Annotated in this window: 13 protein-coding genes and 2 tRNA genes; 4 read left to right on the top strand and 11 right to left on the bottom strand. The window is 65.3% G+C overall.

Annotated elements, in window-relative coordinates; genetic code table 11:
- The first annotated feature begins 179 nt into the window (after positions 1-179).
- On the top strand, positions 180-632 hold the full coding sequence (locus ACFQ2D_RS08365) for a hypothetical protein (RefSeq protein ID WP_386795587.1): 453 nt from the start codon (positions 180-182) through the stop codon (positions 630-632).
- A gap of 1080 nt (positions 633-1712) precedes the next feature.
- Here the strand turns inward: ACFQ2D_RS08365 and ACFQ2D_RS08360 are convergent.
- From ACFQ2D_RS08360 to uvrB, 4 genes are all read right to left on the bottom strand, one after another.
- Positions 1713-2318, bottom strand: a complete 606-nt coding sequence (locus tag ACFQ2D_RS08360) for a hypothetical protein (RefSeq protein WP_386795586.1) — start codon at positions 2316-2318, stop codon at positions 1713-1715.
- Positions 2315-3283: a hypothetical protein gene (locus tag ACFQ2D_RS08355; RefSeq protein ID WP_386795585.1), complete on the bottom strand. Its 969-nt coding sequence runs from the start codon at positions 3281-3283 to the stop codon at positions 2315-2317. The genes ACFQ2D_RS08360 and ACFQ2D_RS08355 overlap by 4 nt, the downstream gene beginning before the upstream one ends.
- A gap of 196 nt (positions 3284-3479) precedes the next feature.
- Positions 3480-3554, bottom strand: a tRNA-Val gene (locus ACFQ2D_RS08350).
- A gap of 398 nt (positions 3555-3952) precedes the next feature.
- Positions 3953-5986: an excinuclease ABC subunit UvrB gene (gene uvrB / locus ACFQ2D_RS08345; protein ID WP_280943375.1), complete on the bottom strand. Its 2034-nt coding sequence runs from the start codon at positions 5984-5986 to the stop codon at positions 3953-3955.
- A 129-nt stretch (positions 5987-6115) separates the two neighbouring features.
- Between uvrB and ACFQ2D_RS08340 the strand changes: the two genes are divergently transcribed.
- Positions 6116-6667, top strand: a complete 552-nt coding sequence (locus ACFQ2D_RS08340; protein ID WP_280943374.1) for a GspH/FimT family pseudopilin — start codon at positions 6116-6118, stop codon at positions 6665-6667.
- A 56-nt stretch (positions 6668-6723) separates the two neighbouring features.
- Positions 6724-6800, top strand: a tRNA-Asn gene (locus ACFQ2D_RS08335).
- A gap of 61 nt (positions 6801-6861) precedes the next feature.
- Here the strand turns inward: ACFQ2D_RS08335 and ACFQ2D_RS08330 are convergent.
- The 6 genes from ACFQ2D_RS08330 to ACFQ2D_RS08305 are packed head-to-tail and all read right to left on the bottom strand — an operon-like array spanning position 6862 to position 13534.
- On the bottom strand, positions 6862-7284 hold the full coding sequence (locus ACFQ2D_RS08330; protein WP_280943373.1) for a type IV pilin protein: 423 nt from the start codon (positions 7282-7284) through the stop codon (positions 6862-6864).
- Entirely contained in the window at positions 7284-11108 is a 3825-nt protein-coding gene (locus ACFQ2D_RS08325) for a pilus assembly protein (protein ID WP_280943372.1), read from the bottom strand. Before ACFQ2D_RS08325 ends, ACFQ2D_RS08330 begins: the two co-directional genes overlap by 1 nt.
- A 2-nt stretch (positions 11109-11110) precedes the next feature.
- Positions 11111-11650 carry a pilus assembly PilX family protein gene (locus ACFQ2D_RS08320; protein ID WP_280943371.1) on the bottom strand — a complete coding sequence of 180 codons (540 nt, stop codon included), beginning with the start codon at positions 11648-11650 and terminating at the stop codon, positions 11111-11113.
- On the bottom strand, positions 11647-12510 hold the full coding sequence (locus ACFQ2D_RS08315) for a prepilin-type N-terminal cleavage/methylation domain-containing protein (protein WP_280943370.1): 864 nt from the start codon (positions 12508-12510) through the stop codon (positions 11647-11649). Before ACFQ2D_RS08315 ends, ACFQ2D_RS08320 begins: the two co-directional genes overlap by 4 nt.
- Complete coding sequence (locus ACFQ2D_RS08310; RefSeq protein ID WP_386795583.1) at positions 12507-12926, bottom strand: type IV pilus modification PilV family protein; 420 nt, start codon at positions 12924-12926, stop codon at positions 12507-12509. The genes ACFQ2D_RS08315 and ACFQ2D_RS08310 overlap by 4 nt, the downstream gene beginning before the upstream one ends.
- A 59-nt stretch (positions 12927-12985) precedes the next feature.
- Positions 12986-13534 (bottom strand): GspH/FimT family pseudopilin, encoded by a 549-nt coding sequence (locus ACFQ2D_RS08305; RefSeq protein ID WP_280943368.1) that lies wholly within the window; start codon positions 13532-13534, stop codon positions 12986-12988.
- 177 nt (positions 13535-13711) lie between these two features.
- Between ACFQ2D_RS08305 and ACFQ2D_RS08300 the strand changes: the two genes are divergently transcribed.
- A complete protein-coding gene (locus ACFQ2D_RS08300; RefSeq protein ID WP_386795582.1) occupies positions 13712-14713 on the top strand; it encodes a sensor histidine kinase in 1002 nt (333 codons plus the stop codon).
- Between the two features lie 85 nt (positions 14714-14798).
- Here the strand turns inward: ACFQ2D_RS08300 and ppnN are convergent, their stop codons facing one another.
- Entirely contained in the window at positions 14799-16193 is a 1395-nt protein-coding gene (gene ppnN, locus ACFQ2D_RS08295; protein ID WP_280943366.1) for a nucleotide 5'-monophosphate nucleosidase PpnN, read from the bottom strand.
- Between the last annotated feature and the right edge of the window lie 95 nt (positions 16194-16288).

Here is a 16288-nt window from a genome sequence, read left to right as displayed (position 1 = left end):
CGCACGCCGCAGCGGGATCCTTCTTCGGCGAGCGTGCGTGCTGGTGGGCGCCACCCGGACCAGCTGCAGGTGTCCGTGACAACAGCAGCAACGTGGGCGGAGGTCATGCCGTGACCGCGTAGGCCCGGCGCTCCGGCGCCGGGCTTCTTCTTTCTTATCACGACAGAGGACGCAATCGAATGTCGCTACCGAACGTGGAGCAGCTTGCTGCGTGGCTGAAGAGCCGGCGCTACGTATGGGGATGGCGCTTGCGCTACTGGTGGATGGACACCCCAAGCGGTGCGCGCGCGCACGTGGTGAGCTTCTGCCTCGCAGTGCTCGCCACCGTTGGCCAGCTCGCAAGGATGGCCGTGGCTGCCCACTCGCCTCCGACTGCCGAGGAGCCCCTTCAGGCGGTGCCCTTCTGGGTTGTGCAGTTAATCATCCTGGTGGTCGCCGGCGTGGTGGCCTATGCACTGCGACCGAAGCCGCAGCCGCCCGAACAACGCAAGGTCGAACCGCCCACAGTTGAGGACGGCACCGCGGTGAAGGACTACGGCGGCACGGTCTGGATCGAGCACGACGACAACTTCCTCCTCGCGTGGAAGGTGGTCGGACAGGATCCGATCTACGGAGAGGGAGGCAAGAAATAGGGCAACGCGACGTCTCCAGCCGCCGCCCAGAACCACACGCGCACGGCGCCGCTATGGCCGCCGGTCGGGCCCGGATCTTCGCACTCGGTCACGGACGCCGGCGCGCGGGCGGGCGCACAGTCCACTGGCCAGCAGCGCACGGCCCACGACGCGACCACACAGCCTGGAGCCCTCCCGACGTGCGTGCGCCCTGGAAAGGGCGCAGCTGGCGCCGCCCTAACGCTTACGTGTGCGCCGGCGTGTGGACCCGGCATCTCGAGCAGTTCCAGCAGCCGGACGGCACCTGGCAGCCCATCGGCTGGGTGCTGGTGGGCCGGGCGGCGAGCGCTACACGCACGCGGACGGCCCGGACGTGACCAGGTTCACCCGCGAGGCATTGCAGGGCCCGACCGATGAACTCAACGCCGGCGGCGGCCATCTCCGGTCCTGAGACGCCCAGACGTACGCTGCCCCTATGCTCCCCGACGACTTCCACTGACGGCATGGCTAGGCGGCGAGGCGCTGCGCTTCGCGCAGCGCTGCCTGGCCACCGTGCTCCACTGGATGAGGGCCGGTGCCGAGCCAATACACGCCCGGACAGCGTGGGCCAGCGCTACGCATTCTTCGCCACCTACGCCACGGGCCGGCGATACGTCGAAGCCTGGGCGCGCAAGTGGGAAGCGGAGATCAGGCCGAGGGTAGCGACCCGGCCACCCTGTACGGCGGCCGTCGATGCGAGCTCCGGCCCCCGGAACAGTCGAGACCACCCACCGTCGCCGCACCCGCCGGCGATGACAGGCGCGACCGCGGATGCTGGCCGAGCTGCCTCTCCGCAGGGTTCGCCTTCGTCCCTGGGTATCAGGCCCGGCTAGTGCAACATGCAGATGATGCGCGCGCCCTTGGGTGGCAATCGCCCAGACTCACTCGCCAAGGAACTCATCCGGATGCCGACGAGGCCCTCCCTGACACTTCATGTCTGTGGCTCCTTGATGCCGTCGCGACGGCGACTGGGTAGCCCGGTTAAAGGGCGACTATGGTCAAGCTCAACGCCGCCCCGCAATGCGCATCAAGCCCACAGCCAAGCGCGCGCGCCCAGAAATATCAGGTTATGACGCCCTTGCCTTCTTCGCGCTGCTTCTCATCAATCAGTGCAGCATGCACGAATCTGTGCAGCTCGATGATCTGAAGAGGGATCAGCATCGAACGCACGAAAGAGAGAGCCAACACTCCGAATGCTACTGGCACCAACCAATAGGCCACAGACGCGGCAGATTCATGGAGCCCAGTAACGGCTCCAACCACACCCAAGGAAACTATATGGTTGATCAAAGTAAGCCATTGCGAGAAGAGCAAGTGATTGCTCTTCCGAACAAACTGTTTGAGTTGTACTGAGTGAAGGCTCTTGGCTGCTTCCACCTTCCCGGTAAAAAGCATCGTCGTGATCATGAACCCCGACACGATCGTCAAAAGGGTAATGACGGCCTTCCATCCATCGGCTGACGCTGCGATCCAGCCGTGCTTCTGGAGCAGGTATCCACCTCCGCCAGCGACCAAGAGCAGCAACCCATAAAAACCGACGTACCGCACCCACACCGCGCCTGCGGGCGCAGCGTCGCACGCAGCAGCACGCACAACACGTGCCGCTGACACTAGATCATCAGGCAAGACATGATCGGGTAGAGGCATGGCAGCGGTAGCGAACCTCATGACTTCTTCAGGAAATAGCCGTTTGCATCGATTAGCCGTGCGCTCGCGTCCGCATCGAATGCGAGCGCGTTCACATACTGAACCATGCTCGTCTCAATTTCAGTGACGGCGGGCTTGCCAGGCCCAACTTCTTGAACTTCGATCTGGATCTTCTCTCGGTACTTGTCCAATTCGGCGAGGCTTGTCTTGTCATTAAATACCACTGAGATCCCGGAGAGCCCGGTTGCCCCCTCACTCTCGTCCACCCAGTTCAATACCATGTCAGGATCGAGCTCATCGTTGCTGGGTGCTTCAATCGATGCGCTGATCTGCTTGAACTTCTGGTTCTTGGCACCAGCCTGATCAAACATGCTTTCAAGCAGCGCGCCGACCGAGTTAGGCTCCGGAGTGAAGTCGCCATTGACCCTAGCAACCACGCGACGCACTCCTTTGTGCACCTTCGCCAGCGTCTTGAAGTCGCGACCAGGAACATCCTCTGCCTGCAAGCGGGGGAATTTCCCATTCACATGGCGGCGAACTAAGTCGCGAATCGCGGCCAAAATTATTGGAAGAGCGCCATATACACGCGCGTTTTCAATGATCAGGCATTCCCCGTAGACCAGGCAGGCTACCCGCTCAACGATCTCGACGATCTCCCCATCTGGGTTCTTAATCGGATCGGCAGTAACCGTTGCGGAGGCCGCATCGAAATCTTGCACGACCTGGTCCGGTGTCCTTCCGGCGGTATAGATGTATGCATGAAATAGCACACTCTTCCCGTCCTTCTTTGTCGGCTCAAGAAAGACGCAAGCCTTGCCAGGCTTCACCTTCTGTACGACGGGGTAGTGTCGATCACGGACAGTGGACGCCTTCGAGAACAGCGCCTTCAAAGCTACGTGCAGGTCGAGTGGGTGCAGCGCAGGAAAGCGCGCTTGATCGACACAAACGACCTTTTTACACAGCAACGTCCTTGCCACGACAGCCATTCAGATCCCCAATTCGCCCTAGGAGGGCCCCCGTGCGGCAGCCTAGCATGGGGTGGAAGGGGGACCGCGCGATCCAAAGCCGCCTTCACCCGGCGCAGCGACCTCGCTTGCACTTATGGGGCACTTACGGGTGCAGAGGCGGTGAAGCGACGACGGGGAATTACCATCAAAGAGACTGAAAAGTCAGCCACTTAGATGGTGGGCGGTACAGGGTTCGAACCTGTGACCCCTACCATGTCAAGGTAGTGCTCTACCGCTGAGCTAACCGCCCGAAAAGCTCGAAACACGACCGGGCTGGCCCGGCGCTCCCTGCCCCGCGGAAGGGGTCGAAGGGCCCACCGTCACGGCGGGAGGCGAATTCTATCCGAAGCCGGCGAGAGTTGCCATCGGGGGCTCGCGGGGCTCATCGCGGTATGGTGCTGATCGGTGGCAGGACTGTCTCGCCCTTTGGCATTGATCCCTCCCCCGCCTGCGGGGAGGGCCGGGGCAGGAGGAGGCACAGGTCGGCATGGTCCCCATCGCGCGCTTCGCGCGCGCGCCCATCCCAACCTTCCCCCGCAAGCGGGGGAAGGAGCGAAGCACCGGGGATATCCCCCACCTGCGGGGGAAGGAGCAAAACATCCAGGCGCGCCGCCTCCCGCAGGCGGAGGAAGAGGCGCGAAGCCCGACTCAACCCGCCAGCGTCGCCTCCCTGATCTTCCGGATCTCGTCGCGGACCCGGGCGGCCTCCTCGAACTCCAGGTCGCGGGCGTGCTGGTACATCTGCTGCTCCAGCGCCTTGAGCCGGCCGGCCAGCTTGGCGGGATCCAGCGCGGCATAGTCCTCCGCCTGGTCGGCGACCCGCCTGGCCTTGCCGGCGGCCGCACGGGCGGCCGCGGGTTCGTCGCGGGCGCCCTCCATGATGTCCATGACCGCGCGCACCACCGACTGCGGGGTGATGCCATGGGCGGCGTTGTACTCGACCTGCTTCTGCCGGCGCCGGTCGGTCTCCTCGATCGCGCGCTTCATCGAATCGGTGACGCGGTCGGCGTACAGGATCGCCTTGCCCCGCAGGTTGCGCGCTGCGCGACCGATGGTCTGGATCAGCGAGCCGGTGGAACGCAGGAAGCCTTCCTTGTCCGCATCGAGAATGGCCACCAGGGAGACCTCCGGCATGTCCAGTCCCTCGCGGAGCAGGTTGATACCCACCAGCACGTCGAACTTGCCAAGGCGCAGGTCGCGGATGATCTCCACGCGCTCGACCGTGTCCACGTCCGAGTGCAGGTAGCGCACGCGCACGTCGTGCTCGCCGAGGTACTCGGTGAGGTTCTCGGCCATGCGCTTGGTGAGCGTGGTGATCAGCACGCGGTCGCCCATCGCAACGCGCTGGTTGATCTCGCCCAGCACGTCGTCGACCTGGGTGGCCACCGGCCTGATCTCGACCTCCGGATCGATCAGGCCGGTCGGACGCACCACCAGCTCCACCACCTGCCCTTCCGACTTCTCGATCTCGTACTTGCCCGGCGTGGCGGACACGAAGATGGTGCGCGGCGAGCGCAGCTCCCACTCCTCGAACTTGAGCGGGCGGTTGTCCAGCGCCGACGGCAGGCGGAAGCCGAACTCGACCAGGGTCTCCTTGCGCGAGCGGTCGCCCTTGTACATGGCGCCCACCTGCGGGACGGTGACGTGCGATTCGTCGATCACCAGCAGCGCATCGGGCGGCAGGTAGTCGAACAGGCAGGGCGGCGCCTCGCCGGGCATGCGGCCGGTGAGGTGGCGCGAATAGTTCTCCACGCCGGTGCAGTAGCCCACCTCGGCCATCATCTCCAGGTCGAACTGGGTGCGCTGCTGCAGGCGCTGCGCCTCGACCAGCTTGTTCTGGGCGTAGAACTGCTCCAGCCGCTGCGGCAGCTCGAGCTTGATCGCCTCGATCGCCTCGAGCGTGGTGCGGCGCGTAGTCACGTAGTGCGACTTGGGATAGATGGTGTAGCGCGCCAGCGAACGCCGCGCTTCGCCGGTGAGCGGATCGAACTGGGTCAGCTTCTCGATCTCGCCGTCGAACAGCTCGATGCGCAGCGCCTCGTCGTCGGACTCGGCCGGGTGCACGTCCACCACCTCGCCGCGCACGCGGTAGGTGCCGCGACGCAATTCGGTGTCGTTGCGCGTGTACTGCATCTCGGTCAGGCGGCGGATCAGCTCGCGCTGGTCGATGCGCTCGCCCCGCACCATGTGCAGCACCATCCGGAAGTACTCGTTCGGATCGCCCAGGCCGTAGATGGCCGAGACCGTGCACACGATGATCGCGTCGCGCCGCTCCAGCAGCGCCTTGGTCGCCGACAGCCGCATCTGCTCGATATGCTCGTTCACCGAACTGTCCTTCTCGATGAAGGTGTCGGTGGACGGCACGTAGGCCTCGGGCTGGTAGTAGTCGTAGTAGCTGACGAAGTACTCGACAGCGTTGTGCGGGAAGAACTGCTTGAACTCGCCGTACAGCTGCGCGGCCAGGGTCTTGTTCGGCGCCATCACCAGGGTGGGCTTCTGCACCCGCTCGATGACGTTGGCGATGGTGTAGGTCTTGCCGGAGCCGGTGACGCCCAGCAGGGTCTGCCGCGCCAGACCGCTCTCGAAGCCCTCGACCAGCTTTTCGATGGCCTGCGGCTGGTCGCCCGCCGGCTTGTAGGGCGAGACGAGCTGGAAGGTGGCGGGGTGCAGGGCCTGGGACATGGGGCGGATGCGGGCGGGAAACCCAGTGTAGCGGCAGTCCGTGATGGGGACGGTTGGGGCGTTTTCCTACCCCGGCGGCCACCGCTCACCGACGCCCCCGCCCTCGCGATCCGTTCATGCTGGCCCTCCATGGCCAAGGAGGGCGATGAGATGGATGCAAGGATGCGGGGGTTCACGCTGGTCGAAACCGTGCTGGCGACGGCTATCCTGGCCCTGCTGGCGGCGCTCTCGCTGCCGGCGTTCGGCGCCCTGCTCGAGCGGCAGCGCGCCAATGCGGCGATGGGGGCCCTCTCTGCGCAGATGCAGCTGGCGAGGATGGCGGCGATCACATATCGCAGTCCGGCCGTGCTGTGCCCGTCCAGCGACGGCGGGACATGCGACGGCGGCACCGACTGGAGCGGCGGATGGATGCTCTTCCTGGACCCCGACGGGAACCAGCGGCCGGACACTACGGATGAGGTCCTCAGGGTCGAGACCGCGCCGGACCGGCAGGGTGTGCGGGTCGTGGGCACGACCGGCCGGCCGCGCCTCCGCTACATGCCGGATGGGCGCAGTGCCGGCACCAACCTCACGCTGTCGGTCTGCGGTGCGACGGGCGAACTGCTCGGCGCGGTGATCGTGAACAACATGGGTCGGCCCCGGTCGTTCCGGCCGACCGCGCCCGCCGCCTGCCCCGGCTGAATGGAGCGCTGGGCCGCTTGCCCCGGCACGGAGCGTGCGTCTACAATTTCCACCCCGCCCGAATAGCTCAGCCGGTTAGAGCACTTGACTGTTAATCAGGGGGTCGTTGGTTCGAGTCCAACTTCGGGCGCCAGATTCGAAAAAGCAAGAGGCCCGCAGCGATGCGGGCCTCTTGCTTTATGCGTTCGGGGCGTCTACCAGCACCCCGCCGTGGTCGGCGCTTTCGCCCCCGCCTGAGTGATGCTCAGCGTGCCGCAAGAGTCCCCGGCCTGCGGCGTACCTGAGCGCGGCGCCGCGGTGACTCGGTAGGTCTTGGCTCCCACATTGTCGACGTTCATCGTGTAGAACTGCAGCGCGTCCGGATCGCAGCGTGCCGAGAGCGTCGCGGCGGCCGGATGTCCCGTATAGCGCAGGGCCGTGGTGTAGTACCGCTCCATTCCCTGCGCCATCGCCGCGGCGCAAGCGGCCCCTGCCGCACGACGGGACTTGCGGACGTGTTCGTTGTAACTCGGCAGCGCGATCGACGCGATGATTCCGATGATCGCCACCACCACCATCAGCTCGATGAGACTGAAGCCCGGCGCATATCGTCTAGGTGCAACCGCTCGGTCACGCATCACTCACCCCTTATTTCGCGCCAGGACGCCCGATCCCAGCGCGGCGACAATGTTCTGGTGCCGCGCACGTCGGACCCGGCCGAGCCACCGACCACGAAGCGGCCTCGCAGCAGGTTCGGTAGCGTCGGCATGCCGCCACCCACGTTCACCGACCCCACGGGCCGGTCGCCCACCACCTCGTCCGTCGTGGTCCCGTCCCCATCGAGGTCGAAGTAGGACCCCCCTGCGCTCGTCCCGGTGAACGCGTCAAGTGCGTTGATGAACCCCGATCCACCGGACTCACAGGCATCGCCAGTCGGAATGATGCTGGCCGTGATCAGGAAAGTCGCAACGACCTGGGCATCCTGGACCACCCGTTCACCCGCGACCGGCAGGTCGATGAACCAGCCCTTCGAACCCGCTGGAAGTGGCGTCTTCTCCTGGAACCCCCGGACGGGGTAGCCATTGGTCACGCCGGTAGTGACCTCCACCGTGCGCTGGGTCAGATTGGCGCCGGTCCCGGCGCGCACGATCGCGGTACCGTCGTCCACGAAGCCGTACATGCTCTGGGTCGCAACGCTGCCGACATCTTCGGCTGTGATGTAGCGCCCCGTGCCGAAGAAAATCCAGCGCTGGTTGGTCAATGGGTGTGTGGCGATAGTCAGGGCCCCGGTAATGGGCTGGGACACGCCCCCCGCCGAGGCCGTGAACAAACTCGTCCCGGACCATTCGGCGGGCGCCGCACTGGTCAGGTCGAACTTCCATACGTTGCCCAGCATGTCTCCGGCGTAGACGTACGCCAGCGTCCTCCCATCGGGTCCAAGAACGCCGGTGGGCGCTGATAGCCCATTGGAGGTTCCGGTCGGCCCCACCGCGATCTCCCGGATGACGTCACCCGTGGCCAGATCGAGGACGATCAGTGCCGCCCTCCCGCTGGTGCTGTTCAGTCCGTTGCCCAGCAGCACCGCGTTTTTCCCCGCGGTCGCGTCGTTGACCCTGGCGAGGATGGGGCGGCCGAGCACAAGACCCATGTTCCCAAGGGGCGTGTCGGCCCGTTCCCACTCGATATTAGCACTGGCGCCGAAGGATGCTGGGGTGGTCACGTCTAGCGCGAACAGACCCTTGCCTCCCTTGCCCAGGGCGCCCACCAGTATGTTCTGCCCGGGCGTCTGCTGGCGGGAACTCACCACCACCGGGCCATCCACGAAGTACTGGTGCGAGTAGTCCGGACGGCTCAGGTTACCCAGTGCCTTCCAGTTGATGATCCCCGGCAGATAGGCGAACAGCTCGTTGCCGTTGGCCGCGTCGATGGCGTGCAACATCCCGTCGTTCGCACCGACGTAGATGGTGTTGGTTTCGGGTACGAAGGCGGGCGACGAACCGATGATGTCGCCAAGGAGATGGTTGCGATTGCGCAGGTAACCGCCTGTCTGGCTCTGCTCCAGCGTCCTTGCGCCGGCGATGTACGCGGCGTTGTTCGCGCCGCTTACCGGAGCCGGCAGCAGCGGACCCTGCCGCTGCAGGCTTGCCAACTGCGCGGTCGTCGCGTTCGAGGGGAACGCGAGCGGTATGGCATTCGACGTCGTCGGCGTGCGCGTGACCCCGTCGAAGTGTCCATTGGATGTGTATACCTTGCGCCCCGAGCTCGGGATTCCCTTGGACGCGCACCAGCCGTTTGCCGGCTGGTTGGGCCCGGAGCAATCGACCGTCTCCGCGCCACCGCTCACGCTGACGGGCTGCGAACGCAGTTCGCCGGTCCAGACGCTCGACACATAGTTCGCCTGGAACACGCGCGTGCCGGCGTCGAGCGAGGTGGAATTTGCAGCCACGTTGGAGAAGGAGCCGGTGCGCTCGACGATAGCGGCCAGCGCCGACCTGAGACCCTCGGTGAATTCGTCGGGATCCGACGCCGCCACGAAAGCGCCACGGGAGTTCACGGCGGCGTGCAGGAGATCGTCGATACGCGTCGCATTTTCCGAAGGCATGGGGTCGGGCCATGCGTTGTAGTCCGCGGGCACTTCACCAACGCTCCGGAAACCGGTGTTTCCGGTCAGGCCGATCGAAAGCCCGAACGTCACCATGTGTTGCCAGAACGCCGGATTGGTGGATCCGTTCGTCGGTACGATATTGCGCATCCCTTCCCGCAAGTCCGTCTTCCAGTAGTGCATGGCGACGTCGGCAAGGGTTCCCTCCGAACCGCCGTGCGAGTCGCTGAACGGTGCGCTGGCCGTGTAGGTGTACGACGCGCCCGTACTGGGTTCGTTGATGGTATCGCTGCTGGTCCCATCCGCATTGCCGACCCGGCTGCCGGAAGGATAGTTCGACCAGTCGTTCCAGTATCCGTCGGTGGTCAGGATGGTGAAGTTCTGCCTGCACGCGAGCTGGGCACTGCCGGATTGCGGTCCATACGGCCCGGTCGCTGCATCACTGCTGAAATACTGCCCGGCCTGGTGCAGGGCGCCATGCAACGGCGTGCCGCTCTGTCCGATCGAGTTGTGGAGCCGGCTGTACCATTTGCTGCGGTTGTCGTGGGTCGTTCCGGAGATGGTCACGTCCTCGAACAAGCCATCGTTGTACTCGACGGGAATCGGCACAGCCTGACGCGGCCAGTTCGTGGTCGTCTGCCCGCCATTTCGCTGCCAGATCGTGCGGAAGCCGACACGGACATTGTTGCCGAGCTCGCTGAAAGCAGCGCTTGCACCGGCTTTCGCCGCCTTCATGCGGGTGCGGTGGTAGGAGAACCAAGTCGCGTAGTTTTGCCGCTCGGCGGCGGCGGTGCGCCCTGTCGGGGTAATCTCGGTGCAGTTGCGCCAGGCGGTCCCACTGCTGCTGATCGAACAGCCCGTGCTGCCGTCCCGCGTTTCGTAGGAATACGTGACGGTCACCCTGCCGGTAAAATTGGTCTGCGCATAGAGCCGGACGTGGTACCTAGCCTCCAGCGGCGATGCGACGGTGACCACCTCGGCGTTGCCGCTGGCGATCCCCCGGTGATCATATTGCCCAGTCGTCGGGTCTGCGCCCCGCCGCACATAAAGGTCGGCGGCGCGCCCTGAGCCGCCCCCACCACTGCTGGAGATCACAAGATTGTAGGCGTTGGCCGGAACGTCGATGACCCAGCTATTCCACGCCGGCCTGTAGCTGCCAGCATTGATGGTACCTGTGCCGGAGTCTCCGAGCGTATCGGTCGAGGGATCGCCGGGCGTGTTATCGCTCGAGTAGGCGAGCAGTTCGCTGCGGATGACCCGACGGTCAGGCAGGATCTGGAACCGATAGTAGTTAGCTTGCGTACCGAGGTAGGTGGGGTCAGTATTAGCCGTATTCTTCGGCACATAGAATGTCTGGGTGCCTCCGCACACTTCCGTCCCCCCCGAAGTAAACTCGTCGGTCCCCACGGGCGTCTGGTTCTTGTTGTACCTACGGCAGCTGTTCTCGTCGGCCAGATCGATGGTATTGCCGCCCACGAGATTGAAGCTTCCGTAAACCGCGTCATAGTCCGTCCCGCCAGTGAGCTGGTGACCGTCAGCGCCGACCCAAGGTTGATAGTCCTTGGCGGGGTTGTAATAGACAGCGTTGTGCACGTAGGTGCGGGTTGTCCAGGTATTCGAAACCGCACTCGCAGGCATGGCATCGAATGCCATCGACCCGGAGTCGTCCAGGATGAACAGGATATTCGGCGGCACCCTGGATCCGGTCGTCAGTGGATCGTCCGGAATCACGAAATTGGCACTTGCCGGCCATGCCAGCATTGTGGCGAAGAATGCCATTGCCGCAGCGCGTATCGGCGCGGGGGCATACGACACGGGTCGGCCCATAGCGTGCGACTTGCTGCTCGTGGTCTTCTTCATGTTTAAGTCCCAGGGTCCGGGATTCGACTGATGATGTTGGCCTGCATGACGACGTCGGCGCGGCCGGCACTGCGTGTACGGGCAGTCACGCGGTACATCGGGCTGAAACAGTCCAGAGTAGGAGGAAGCTGATCGCAGCTGCCCTTTCGCGCAGGCCCTTGGCCCAGATACTCGATCCAGTACTGCGGCGGGGCCGGGATCAGGGTCGTGTCGTACTGCGTGCTCGGCAGATCCCTCCACGACGGTGCCGAGCCGGTCGGGCAGATCCCCAGAGCCGTACAGTTAGCCGCGGTGGGTACGACGGTGTCCCAGGTTCCACCGCCGAGAACCTGTTCCTGCGCAAAGCGGAGTGCCGCCTCGGTGGCCTGCACAGCAAGGTTGCGGTCACGCAGGTTCGCGCTCATGCGTTCCTGCATCGCCGAGCTGCGCAGGACGGCGATACCAAGCACCGAAACTGCCACCAACAGGATGAGCACGACGACTAGCGAAACGCCGGCTTGGTGATCCCGCCGCCGGACGGAATGATGAGTCAGCAGCCTCACAGCGTACGCCCCCTCATGCTGACGACATTGGAAACAGTGCGCGTCAGGGCATTGCCGTCCACGTCGGCCCCCTGCAAGGTCAGGGTGATCCGTACCGCGATGACGTCCCGCCAGTCGGCCGGCGCTGCGGTGTAGTTGGTGGCACCGTCCCGGAGGTAGGTGAAGGCGATGCTCTGCACGCCCTCGGCCACCTCTTCCGCAACGCCGCCATTACGTGAGACGAATAGCGAACTGCCTCCCCGGCCGTTGTCGTTGACGAACCAGTTCACGTCGCGGAAGCGCGCAAGCACGACCGCGGCCGGGGGAGCGTACGGATCGGCCGTCGGGATATAGCCACCAGGAAGCGCCGCGAACGAGACCGTCCGATTCGCCAGTGCGGTCGCCTGCACTACATGGGTCTTGCGCGCGTTGCAGAGGATCAGGAAGTCGTTTACCTGAAACACATCGCTCGCCTGCGCAACGTCGGCCGAGTTCAGTGTGACCGAGGTGGCAGTGGAGCTGCTTACCCTGAAGGCGGTGTCGTCGCCTGAAACCACCCTGAGTGAGGAGGTCGAGCCGCTGACCGCGCTATCGCGGAACTGCGCGGTCTGGGCCCCAGCGCCCTCGACAACCGAGAAGTTGGAGCAGGACGAGCCGCCAGCCGCCCTGATGTCACGCGACATCAACTCGAAGGCAGCGCGCGCACTCTCCTGGATGCGGGCGAGACCCTCGTTCGAACGGAACGTACTCTGGCTGGACTGGAAAATGGCAAAAGCCGCGCCGATGACGATGATGCCCAGCACCATCGCGATCATCAGCTCGACGAGGCCGAAACCGCGCCCTGCGCGGTAGGCCCGCCCTCGCGCGACGCGCCCGCTCATATCCGCGTCCTGGTCACGAAGCTCCGGGTTCCACCACCGGCCCTGGAGTCATCCCACGTGACCGTCACCACGCACGCGGCGGGACAACCCGCAATCTGCCCGCAGGTCGTCGTATCGGCGACCGTGCCGCCGATGTTCGTCTTCAACGTCGAGATCCAGTTGGCGAGATCGTTCTGCGCCAGCGAGCCGCCCGCGCCTACGGCGCAGACCGCCCCCCCCGTGTTGTATGCATTCGCATTCGTCCGGTTTGCACGCATGGCTTCGATGATCGCATTGCTCTGCATCACCGCCTGGCTGGCCTCCAGCGAACTCTGCCCACCCCGCAACGCCAGCGACTGCATCGCGGCCACGCCGAGCAATCCGATGCCGAGGATCACCACGGACACGAGAATCTCGATCAGGCTGAGACCGTGCATCCGTCGGCGTGAACCGGGACGGCCGGGCATGGGTCGCCGCGCCGCAATAGAACGTGCCATCACGAGCAACTCCCTCCTCCACTGGCCTTTGCTGTCCGGACGCCGCCCCCCAGCATCACGGTCACCACGCGCTGGTTCTCGGCTGGATAGTTCGTCGGCATGCAGACGGTCAGCGTCTGCTCGGCGTCGACTAGACCGGACGAGCGGAAGCGGATTCCGCCCGAGGGCCCTTGCAACTGAATGTCGCCAGTCGGCGTCTCGTCCCGCATGATGTCGATGACGTCGCTTCCCGCCGCCGCCGAGGCGGCGTTGTCCCGGCCGCGCACGATCCAGCGGGACCAGTTGGTCTGATTCGCGCAGGTCGTACCGTTCGCACTGGCGCAGACTGTCACTGCCGCCCCCCGGCGGATGGCTTCTGAACGCGCCAGCTGGAGGGCGGAGACAAGATTGTCGTTGGCCGCCACGATGCGGTTCGCATTGACAAGGCCAGCCATCGCCGGGACGCCCACGACCGCCAGTATCCCGATGACCGCCACAGTCACCATCAGCTCAATCAGGGTGAAGCCGCTGGAGGAACGCCGCGCGGGCCCACGTACTCGACGGATCATCCGGATGCCATCCCCAAGGTTCCACACAGTACATTACGACCGCTGGCTAGAGGGCTCCAGCAGTCCTAGACGAACGGCGCAATTCGACCGCCAGATGGCTACACTCGACCATGTCCTCCCCGGTGCCCGTACCTGGAAGCCGCACCGATGCATTCGCCCCACGCCAGTCCCCGCCCGTTGGACCTGCTCTGGCAGCCACGTACGCTGCTCTGGATCGTATTGGCCGGCGAGTCGCTGGCAGCGGTGCTGGCATTGGCGCCGGGACACGCGGGACGCCTCGCCTACTTCGGCCTGGCGTCCTTCGCAATTCAGTGGGTCTTCATCACGTCCCTGTGCCTGCTCTACCTGACCAGGCGATGGCTGATGCGCGCCTCCCCGCCGTTGATCGCCAAGGCGGGGCTGGCATCCCTCCTGCTCAGCACCTGGTTGATCGCAGGGATGGCGTATCTGGTTCTCCCGGGGCTCGGAATCGACCCGGCAGCGGGCTGGCCGACGTTCACCGCCCAGATCACGCTGATGTCCTTGACGGTGGGGCTGCTGGCGTTGGCCGTGTTCCAGGCACAATGGCACGCCCGCCGGCTCGCGGTACGGGCCAAGCAGGCTGAAGTCGATGCCCTGCAGGCTCGGATCCGCCCGCATTTCCTGTTCAACGCCCTCAATACCGGCATCGCGCTGGTGCATGCCCGCCCACAGGCGACCGAACGATTGCTTCTGGACCTGTCAGATCTGTTCCGGGCCGCGATTTCAGGGCAGGAACATGTTTCCCTCGCGGAGGAGCTAGCCCTGACCCGGCGGTATCTGGAAATAGAACGCCTGCGCTTCGGCGACAGGCTGGAGGTACATTGGGACATCGCGGAAGAGTCCGGCGACCTCGCCAGGCTTCCCATTCCGCCCTTGTCGATACAGCCGCTGGTGGAAAACGCCATCAAGCACGGCATCGAGCCCAGTCGCAGCGGCGGCCACGTCGCGGTGTCTTTGCGCAGCACACCCGACGCGATCGCGATCGACGTGCGCAATTCGCTGCCGGTGGGTGGGTCGCGGACAACTGGCGGCCATGGCATCGGACTCAGCGCGGTTCGCTCGCGCATCCAGGTCTTCACCGGGGGCGAGGGCGGCGTGGAGGTCTCCGAAGCCGATGGCGAACACATCGCCACCCTGACCCTCCCGCTGCCGGGCTAGTTCCGCGCCGGCGTCCCGGCCGGCGACATCGGATCCGGGACGCGCCATCGGAGTCGGCACCGCCCGGATCGGTCGCTCGCTGTCCTCAGGCGATCACCTGGTAGCAGGGCCGGTACTCGCCCGAGATCTTCATGCGACGCTGCTGGACGAAGGCGCGCAGCAGCGCGTCCAGCGCCTGCATGATGTCCTGGTCGCCGTGGATCTGGAACGGCCCGAACTCCTCAACCCGGCGCATGCCGTCCTCCTTAACGTTGCCGGCGACGATTCCGGAAAACGCGCGGCGCAGGTCCGCGGCGAGGTCCTGCGGCCGGCGGCCGTGGCGCAGGTCAAGCGCGGCCATCGCCTCGTGCGTGGGCACGAACGGCTGCTGCACGTCGAGCGGGATCGCCATGCCCCAGTTGAAGAAGAACGAATCCTTGTGCGCGATGCGGTATTCGCGAACCTTGCGGATGCCCGCCGTCATGCGCTTGGCCACCTTCTCCGGATCGGCCACGATGATCTCGTAGCGCGATGCGGCGGCCTCGCCCAGCGACAGGCGGATGAACTGGTCGATCTGCTCGAAGTACGGCGCCGAGGCGGTGGGGCCGGTCAGGATGAAGGGGAACGGGATGCCCGCATTCTCCTCGCGCAGGAGGATGCCGAGCAGGTACAGGATCTCTTCGGCCGTGCCGACGCCGCCGGGAAACACGATGATGCCGTGGCCGAGCCGGACGAAGGCCTCCAGGCGCTTCTCGATGTCGGGCATGATCACCAGCTCGTTGACGATCGGGTTCGGCGACTCGGCGGCGATGATCCCCGGCTCGGTGATGCCGATATAGCGCGGCCGCCGCTTGCGCTGCTTGGCGTGGGCGATGGTCGCCCCCTTCATCGGCCCCTTCATGGCGCCCGGACCGCAGCCGGTGCAGATGTCCAGGCCGCGCAGGCCCAGCTCGTAGCCCACGTTCTTGGTGTACTGGTATTCCTCGCGCCCGATCGAGTGGCCGCCCCAGCAGACCACCAGGTTGGGATCGGCCGGCTGCAGCGCGCGCGCGTTGCGCAGCAGGCCGAACACCGCGTTGGTCAGGCCGGAGGAAGTTTCCAGGTCCTCGGCGTACTCGGGGCCGAGTTCGATCGCGGTATAGGCCAGGTCCCGCACCACGGCGAACAGCAGCTCGGCCACGCCGCGGATGATCTCGCCGTCGACGAAGGCCATGGCAGGCGCGTTGAGCAGGTCGATGCGCAGGCCGCGGTCGTGCTGCAGCACCTGGATGTCGAACGAGGGATACAGCTCCTGCGCTGCGCGCGGGTCGTCCGAGGCGCTGCCGCTGGTCAGCACCGCCAGCGCGCAGCGACGCAACAGGTCGTGCATGCCGCCCGCCGATGCGTCCCTGAGGCGTGCAACCTCGTCGCGCGAGAGGACGTCCAGACCGCCCTTGGGATAGATCCTTGCGCTCACCACGGGCAGCGAAGTCGCTGCCGCTTCATTCTTGGCCTGTTCCATTCTTGCTCTCTCTTCAGGCTGGCGACTGTAGCGCAGCCGCCCCCGGAAACGGAAACGGCCGGGTCGCCCCGGCCGTTCCGATACTACGGATTGCG

This window comes from Luteimonas composti (genome assembly GCF_042678665.1).
Classification (GTDB): Bacteria; Pseudomonadota; Gammaproteobacteria; order Xanthomonadales; family Xanthomonadaceae; genus Luteimonas; species Luteimonas composti.
The sequence above is the reverse complement of the archived record's forward strand: the minus strand, read 5'-3'. Positions and strand labels throughout refer to the sequence as shown.